The 6,427-nt window shown below is 49.0% G+C and carries 6 protein-coding genes; 4 read left to right on the top strand and 2 right to left on the bottom strand.

The features are described 5' to 3' along the window. Positions 1 to 540, top strand: a 540-nt coding sequence (locus Q0257_RS01985; RefSeq protein WP_298020917.1) for an EamA family transporter, incomplete at its 5' end; no start/stop codon positions are given. Here the strand turns inward: Q0257_RS01985 and Q0257_RS01990 are convergent. Together Q0257_RS01990 and Q0257_RS01995 are read right to left on the bottom strand one after the other, a co-directional pair. Next, entirely contained in the window at positions 484 to 1,287 is an 804-nt protein-coding gene (locus Q0257_RS01990) for a metal ABC transporter permease (protein WP_177388780.1), read from the bottom strand. The two genes, Q0257_RS01985 and Q0257_RS01990, sit on opposite strands and share 57 nt — an antisense overlap. Then, the gene (locus Q0257_RS01995) at positions 1,280 to 2,047 is read right to left on the bottom strand and encodes an ABC transporter ATP-binding protein (protein ID WP_298020920.1); all 768 of its coding nucleotides are present in this window, start codon (positions 2,045 to 2,047) and stop codon (positions 1,280 to 1,282) included. Before Q0257_RS01995 ends, Q0257_RS01990 begins: the two co-directional genes overlap by 8 nt. Before the next feature lie 99 nt (positions 2,048 to 2,146). Here Q0257_RS01995 and Q0257_RS02000 point away from each other — a divergent pair, with 99 nt between their 5' ends. From Q0257_RS02000 to Q0257_RS02010, 3 genes are read left to right on the top strand one after another with little or no spacing between them, the layout of a single operon-like run. Continuing rightward, the gene (locus Q0257_RS02000; protein ID WP_298020923.1) at positions 2,147 to 3,055 is read left to right on the top strand and encodes a class I SAM-dependent methyltransferase; all 909 of its coding nucleotides are present in this window, start codon (positions 2,147 to 2,149) and stop codon (positions 3,053 to 3,055) included. Continuing rightward, on the top strand, positions 3,018 to 3,890 hold the full coding sequence (locus tag Q0257_RS02005; protein WP_298020926.1) for a cytochrome c peroxidase: 873 nt from the start codon (positions 3,018 to 3,020) through the stop codon (positions 3,888 to 3,890). The genes Q0257_RS02000 and Q0257_RS02005 overlap by 38 nt, the downstream gene beginning before the upstream one ends. Continuing rightward, positions 3,880 to 6,300 carry a GGDEF domain-containing phosphodiesterase gene (locus Q0257_RS02010; RefSeq protein ID WP_298020929.1) on the top strand — a complete coding sequence of 807 codons (2,421 nt, stop codon included), beginning with the start codon at positions 3,880 to 3,882 and terminating at the stop codon, positions 6,298 to 6,300. The genes Q0257_RS02005 and Q0257_RS02010 overlap by 11 nt, the downstream gene beginning before the upstream one ends. The last annotated feature ends 127 nt before the right edge of the window (positions 6,301 to 6,427 follow it).

Consider the following 6,427-nt stretch of genomic DNA (forward strand, 5'->3'; position numbering starts at 1 on the left):
AGCGGAGCAAGCGGCGCGGTGGGATTTGGCATAGGCGAGCGGCTGACGCTGATTTCGGCGTTTGCATACGCGCTTCATATCGTATTTACGGGCGTCTGTGCGCGCAAAAGCAATCTCTACGGCTTTGTGATCGTGCAGTTTATCTGTGTCTGCGTCTGTGCGCTAATCGCGGCAGTTTTCGTCCCGCACGCGGAATTTGAAGGCGAGATAAAGGTACTTGGGAATTTGATCTTTTCGCCGGGTTTCGATTTTGTTTTCGCGCTAGTTTTAACCTCGATCTTTGCCACCGTCACAGCGTTTGTGATCCAAACAATGGCGCAAAATCGCGGCGTAAGCGAGATAAAAACGGTGCTGATTTTCGCGCTGGAGCCCGTAAGCGCGGGCATAATGGGGTATGCTTTCGGCGAGAAGCTAAGTGCGCTTCAAATTTTAGGCGCGGCGCTGATACTCGCAGGTATCCTACTTAGCGAGCTGGGCGGGCTTTTAGGCGCGAAGTTTGCTAAAGATCGAGCTTGCAAAAAAGCAGACCGAGGCGACTAGGATTATCGAAGCGCCGCTGGTTAGATTGAGCTTAAAGCTCAAAATAAGCCCCGCCGCGCAGAAAAGCGCCGATAGCGCGCAGCTTATCGCCATCATCGAGCCTAGGCTTTTTGAAATTTTTTCGGCGATGAAGGGCGGGATCGTCATCAGCGAGATCACCAAGATTAGCCCCACGATCTGAATCGACGCGACCACCGCGAGGCTCGCCATCACTACGAGGACGTAGTAAAAGACGCTCGTATTCACTCCGCGCAGCAGGGCAAATTCCTTATCGAAGCTGATCGCTAAAAACTGCCTGTAAAAGCACGCCGTAAGCGCCGCAAATGCCGCTCCGCAAATGCCGATGAAGATTAAATTTTCGTGATTTATAGCTAAGATCGAGCCGAATAAAAAGCTCATCAGATCGGATTTGTATCCAGGCGTAAGATCGGCAAAGATTATCCCTAGCGCCATTCCAAACGCCCATATCGCGCCGATTACAGCGTCGAAGCGCTCGGTGTTTCGCAACGTGACGTAGGCGATGAGCAGCCCCAAAAACAGCGCAAATACGCTAGCTCCCAGCACGGGCGAGATGCCTAAAAATAGCGCGATGCCGATGCCGCCGTATGCGCCGTGCGCGATGCCGCCTGCTATGAAGCTCATGCGATTTATCACGACTAAAGAGCCCACGACGCCGCAGACTATGCTGACTAAAAGCCCGCCGAGTAGGGCATTTCGCATGAAATCGTAGGAGAGAATTTCAGCCATTTTCGCACTCCTTGCAGCAGCATTCATTAAGCGCGAGATCGACGGCGCAGAAGTGTCCGTGTTCGCGCCTAAGGTGATCTAAAAATTCCGCCCTGCCCCCCGGATCGATCTCATGAGTGTGCGCCGAGCCGTTTGCGACGTAAAGCGCGCGGTTTGCGTAATTTAGCGCAAGCTGCACGTCGTGGCTGATTAGAATTATGCCGCAACCGCTTTCGTTTAGGGATTTTAAAAGCTCGTAAATTTGAACCTGCCCCATCGTGTCGATGCTCGCTAGCGGCTCGTCGAGAAGTAAAATTTTAGCCTTCGCGCACAGCGCCCGCGCGATGTAAACGCGCTGTCTCTGGCCGCCGCTAAGCTCGCTGATACGGCAGTCTGCAAGGTCTTGCATGCCTACGCGCCCCAGGGCTTGCATGGCTTGCTCGCGCTCGGATTTGCTGTAAAAGCCGAAAATTTTCTTATCTATCAGCCCCATTAAAACGACTTCGAGCACGCTTATGGGAAAGCTTTTATTTATCGCGATAAACTGCGGTACGTAGCCCATTTGCGCTCTGGCAAGCGCGGGCGATCTGCCTAAAATTTCGATCGTGCCCGAGCTTGGTCGCAGCAGCCCCAAAAGCAGCTTTAAAAGGGTGCTTTTGCCGCCGCCGTTGGGTCCGAAAATCGCCAAAAAATCGCGCAGCTCGTAGCTTAAGTTTATATCTTTTAAAATTTCGCGTTTTTCGTAAGCAAAGTTTAAATTTCTTATCGTCACGTCCGCCATGAACGCCCTTTCGCCTAGATTTTGAAAGCATTTATTATAGCCCAAATTCGGAAAAATTGCCAAATTTTGCTATTATTACAAAAAATTTAAAGGCGAGCGGTGGAGAAAATCGGCGAAAAATCAGATGAAAATAGCTGGGATAAAAAGTCCGAAAGTTACGCTAAATTTAGCGGCGAGCCGGGCGATTTCGGCAAGCGGGTGTTTGAGATACTGCGCGGCTGGGGCGTGAGCTTTGCGGGCAAAAGCGTGCTAGACGTGGGCGCCGGCACGGGGGTTTACTCGCTGTATCTCGCGTCGCTGGGCGCCAAGGTTACGGCGATCGATAGCTCGGAGGGGATGCTGCGCGAGCTAAGGCGCAGCGCGCAGGAGTTTGGCATCAGCTTGCAAAACGTATTAAATTTAAGCTTTGCGGAGTTTTGCGAGCGGCTTAGCCGCGATGGTTTCAGGGATACGGCGGGCAAAAATTTTAAAATTTATCCGCGCCCGCAGAGCGAAATTTCAAACGCGCAAGCTCAAGAAGCGCAGGCTTTAAATTTAAAAGACGCTGTGAGCAAAAGCCGCGAGAGCGAAAATTTTAAAATTCCCGCAGTTTTTGACATCGCGTTTCTTACTATGAGCCCCGCGCTAAAAAGCACGGAGGATTTTGAGGCGTTTTTGGCTTTGGGCGAGCGAAAAATTTATCTAAACTGGGCGAGCGAGCGCAATTCATCGATGCTAGCGCCGCTGTTTGAGCGCTTCGGCGCAGGAGCTAAAAGGCTTGCTACCGCCGCCGAAAAGTTTGAGGCGCTGCTCGGGGCGCGCGACATCAAGTTTAAAAGCGAAATTTTAACCGAGAGGCGCGAGCAAAAACGCAGCCTGCAAGAAGCTGTGCAAAACGCCGCGTGGCACCTGCATATGGACGGCGCGGAGGCTAGCGAGCGCGAGATCGAGGAGCTTTTGAAAAAGCGGGCTAAAGGCGGGATGGTAAGCGATGAGATCGAAGCGAGCTTTAAGCTGTTTTATATTTAGCCTGGCGCCGGTTTTGGGGCTTTGCGGCAATCTTTTCTCACCGCTTGAGATGCCTAAATACGACCCGCAAAAGGCGCGGCTGGGCGCAAAAATTTTTACTGACGTAAGATTTAGCAGCAAAGGCCGCTCCTGCGAGAGCTGCCATAACTTCTATCTAAACGACTCAGGCGCTTCAGTGCGCGACGGACGCGTGCCTACGCTAATAAATTCTTATTACTTTGATCGCTACTTGGGCGATTATAATTTCGCGGGCTTTGAAGCGCGGATCGCGGCTTCTGTTTTTGGCACGAACGAGCTTGATGCGAGCGAAGATAGAATTTTAGAGCTTATCAGGAAGAATTTAGCCTACAAGCAGGCTTTTGAAAGTGCTTACGGCGAGGCGAATACGGCGAACTTCATTGATGCGTTGAAGGAATTTTTAAAGTCCAAAACGGCGATAAATTCCAAATTTGACCGATTTTTGCGCGGCGAGGTTAAGCTAAATGATGCCGAATATAACGGATATGTGCTTTTTGTGCGGCTGTGTTCGGCATGTCATAACGGCGTTAGCCTTGGCACCGGCAGCTTTACTAAAATTCGCCCAAGCACAGAAGAGGAGGATGCGCCTAGGCATAGGCTCACTTCCGATGGATTTGAGCTGCGCCGCGTGCCTAGCTTGCGCAATATCACGCAAACCGCGCCTTACGTAAACGGGCAGACGGATTTGCGTCTTGCGGTGCGGCAGATCGCAAAGGATCTGCTAAAATACGATCTTAGCGATGGGGAACTTGATGCTTTGATGAGCTTTTTGGCTACACTTAAGGGCGAGATGACGGAGGCGCAGGATGAAAGATAAGATAATGTGGGCTTTGATGGTGGGGATTATGATATTAGGCATAATCATCGCCGGGAATTATTTCTCGTCGCTAAGAGATGTAGCGAGATTTAGCACGATTTCGCGCGAGCTAGCTTTGATCGATAACGCCGATAACCGCTTAAATATATTATTTGATGCAAAGATCGCAAGAAGGGACTTTTCGATTGCAAATGCCGATATGCGCGGCATCTATCAGGTGCTGCAAGCTTTACAAAAAGACAAAATCATCGATAAAATCGGACTTAGCAGCGATGTGCGCGCGATCGGAAGCGCTTTTAGCGATAAAATTTCACTTTTGGACGAGCTTGGGGCTTTAAATTCGCAGAATTTAATCCTTTTTCAAAGTCTGCAGCAAAAATTTTTATCCAGTGGCGCAAATGCGCAAAGAGCAAATCTCTACTCTCAAATTTTAGGACTTAACTATAAAAATCGCTCCGAAATATCTGCTTTGAAAAGCGCGCTAGAAAGCGCAGATGCGTCAAGCCCCGACGAAGCTGCGTTTATAGGAATCGCACGGCAAATTTTAAGGAATTTCGAGCGTCAAAATATCATCGTAAGCGATAATCTCTCATTGTTAAACGAGCGCTTCGCAAGCCTGCGCGAGCGATTTTCTTACGCTAGTGAGGAATTCTACGGCTCGTTTATGCAAATGACGATGCTTTACACGGCGGTGTTTTTGTCGTTTTTACTGCTTACTTACATCATAAATTCCGATGCTTTGCGTAGTAAACGCGCCCTCGCGCCCTATCGCGCGCTATGCGAGGAGGCAGGCGAAGCGATAGTTTTGGCAGATCAGAGCTTTAAAATTTTATACGCTAATAAAAGCGCGCTTAGCTTAAGCGGCTACGAACAAAGCGAGCTGGAAGGAAGCGATCTTGGAGTTTTGATGCCCAAAGATAAGGGGATCGAACTTCCTGAGATGGTAAATAAAGGCGCCAAAGATACGCGCCTACTTCGTAAAAACGGCGAACTAGCCGATGTGAGCCTAAGGTTAGCAAATATCGCCGCTGCATCCAAGCCGCCGCTATATGCGCTTTACGCTCATGATATCGGAGAGCGCGAGATTATGAAGCTAGCTCTTGCGAGCGCAAAAGAGAGCTTAAACAATCAAGTCTATATCGATCATCTTACGGGCCAGGGCAACGAAGCAGCGCTATACGAGCTAATAAACGCCGAAAAAACGGGCGTAGCGATCTACATAACTATCGTAAATTTTGCGAATTTACGGCTTTTTTACAAGGCGGAGACGACAAATGAAATTCTGCGCTCATTTGCGCGCACACTTGCGATGTGTATCGAATCGCACGAGATCAAAGCTAGTATCTTTCGCATCCAATCGGATGAGTTTTGCCTATTTTACGAGGGACTAAATGTCGCGCGCGACGTGGAGATCATAAATAAATACTTCACCGACAAGGTTTTTAATCTCCATACCACCGAGGGCTTTGCCTCCGCGCCTTTAAATATCACGATGGGCGTAAGCGAGCGTGCCGACGTAGCAGGTGGCGCAAATAGGGTCTTTCAAGCGGTTATGGCGATGTATGAGGCGCAGAGCAAAAACGAGCATGTGGGCTTTTATTCGCGCCCAAATGCGATTGAGGAAAAATATCTTCAAAACCAGATTATGATCAACACCATTCAAAATGCGATCAAGAAAAATCAAGTCTTTGTGCTTGTTCAGCCCATATTTGATATCACCCACCGCGATCCTAGTGGTAACACCTACGGCACCGAGGGCGGTGATTATGTCCCGTTAGTATATGAAATTCTAATCCGCCTAATCGACCGCTCGGGCAAGACGCGCTGCCCGGGTGAGTTTATCGACATCGCAAAGCAAACCTCGCTCTACATCCCGCTAACTCAGGTCGTAATAAACGAAGCCTTTCGCTTGCTAGACCGCTTCGCAGGGACTTGCTTTAGCATAAATCTTTCATATTTTGACATCGCAAACGAAGGTATCAAGGAGCTTTTAGAGCGCAAGCTCGCATCCAGCCCAAATGCTTCAAATCTATTCATTGAAATTTTAGAAAGCGAAGAATTTGACGATTACGAGAGCCTACGCAGCTTCATCGCCGTAGCCAAAAACTATGGCTGCAAGGTCGCGATAGACGATTTTGGCAGCGGATACTCCAACTACTATAGAATTTTAACGCTCGACGTGGATTACATAAAGATCGACGGAGCGCTCATCAAAAATATCGCAAACGACAAAAACTCGCGCGCTATCGTCGAAACTATCGCTAACTTCGCGCGCAAGCAGGGCTACGAGCTCATCGCCGAATACGTAGAAAACCACGAAATTTCAATCATCTTAGAAGAGATGGGGATTAAATATATGCAAGGCTACTTCTACAGCAAGCCGATGGAGCCTTCGAGGATAAAATTCTAATCTCATCTCGCCGCAGCCTTATGGCCCGCCTTTTTAAATTTACGAGCCAAAGATTGCCTTCGCAAGGCGAGAAATTTTGATTTAGCAAGCTGCTGTTTTAATACGGAATTTATCTTGACAAATACTA

It is taken from the genome of uncultured Campylobacter sp. (assembly GCF_938018035.1).
In the GTDB taxonomy this organism is placed as follows: Bacteria; Campylobacterota; Campylobacteria; order Campylobacterales; family Campylobacteraceae; genus Campylobacter_B.

Excerpts from the sequence above, each read along its gene's own strand:
- Q0257_RS01995 (WP_298020920.1), bottom strand. The coding sequence starts at position 2,047 with ATGGCGGACGTGACGATAAGAAATTTAAACTTTGCTTACGAAAAACGC.
- Q0257_RS02005 (WP_298020926.1), top strand. The coding sequence starts at position 3,018 with ATGAGATCGAAGCGAGCTTTAAGCTGTTTTATATTTAGCCTGGCGCCG.
- Q0257_RS01990 (WP_177388780.1), bottom strand. The coding sequence starts at position 1,287 with ATGGCTGAAATTCTCTCCTACGATTTCATGCGAAATGCCCTACTCGGC.
- Q0257_RS02010 (WP_298020929.1), top strand. The coding sequence starts at position 3,880 with ATGAAAGATAAGATAATGTGGGCTTTGATGGTGGGGATTATGATATTA.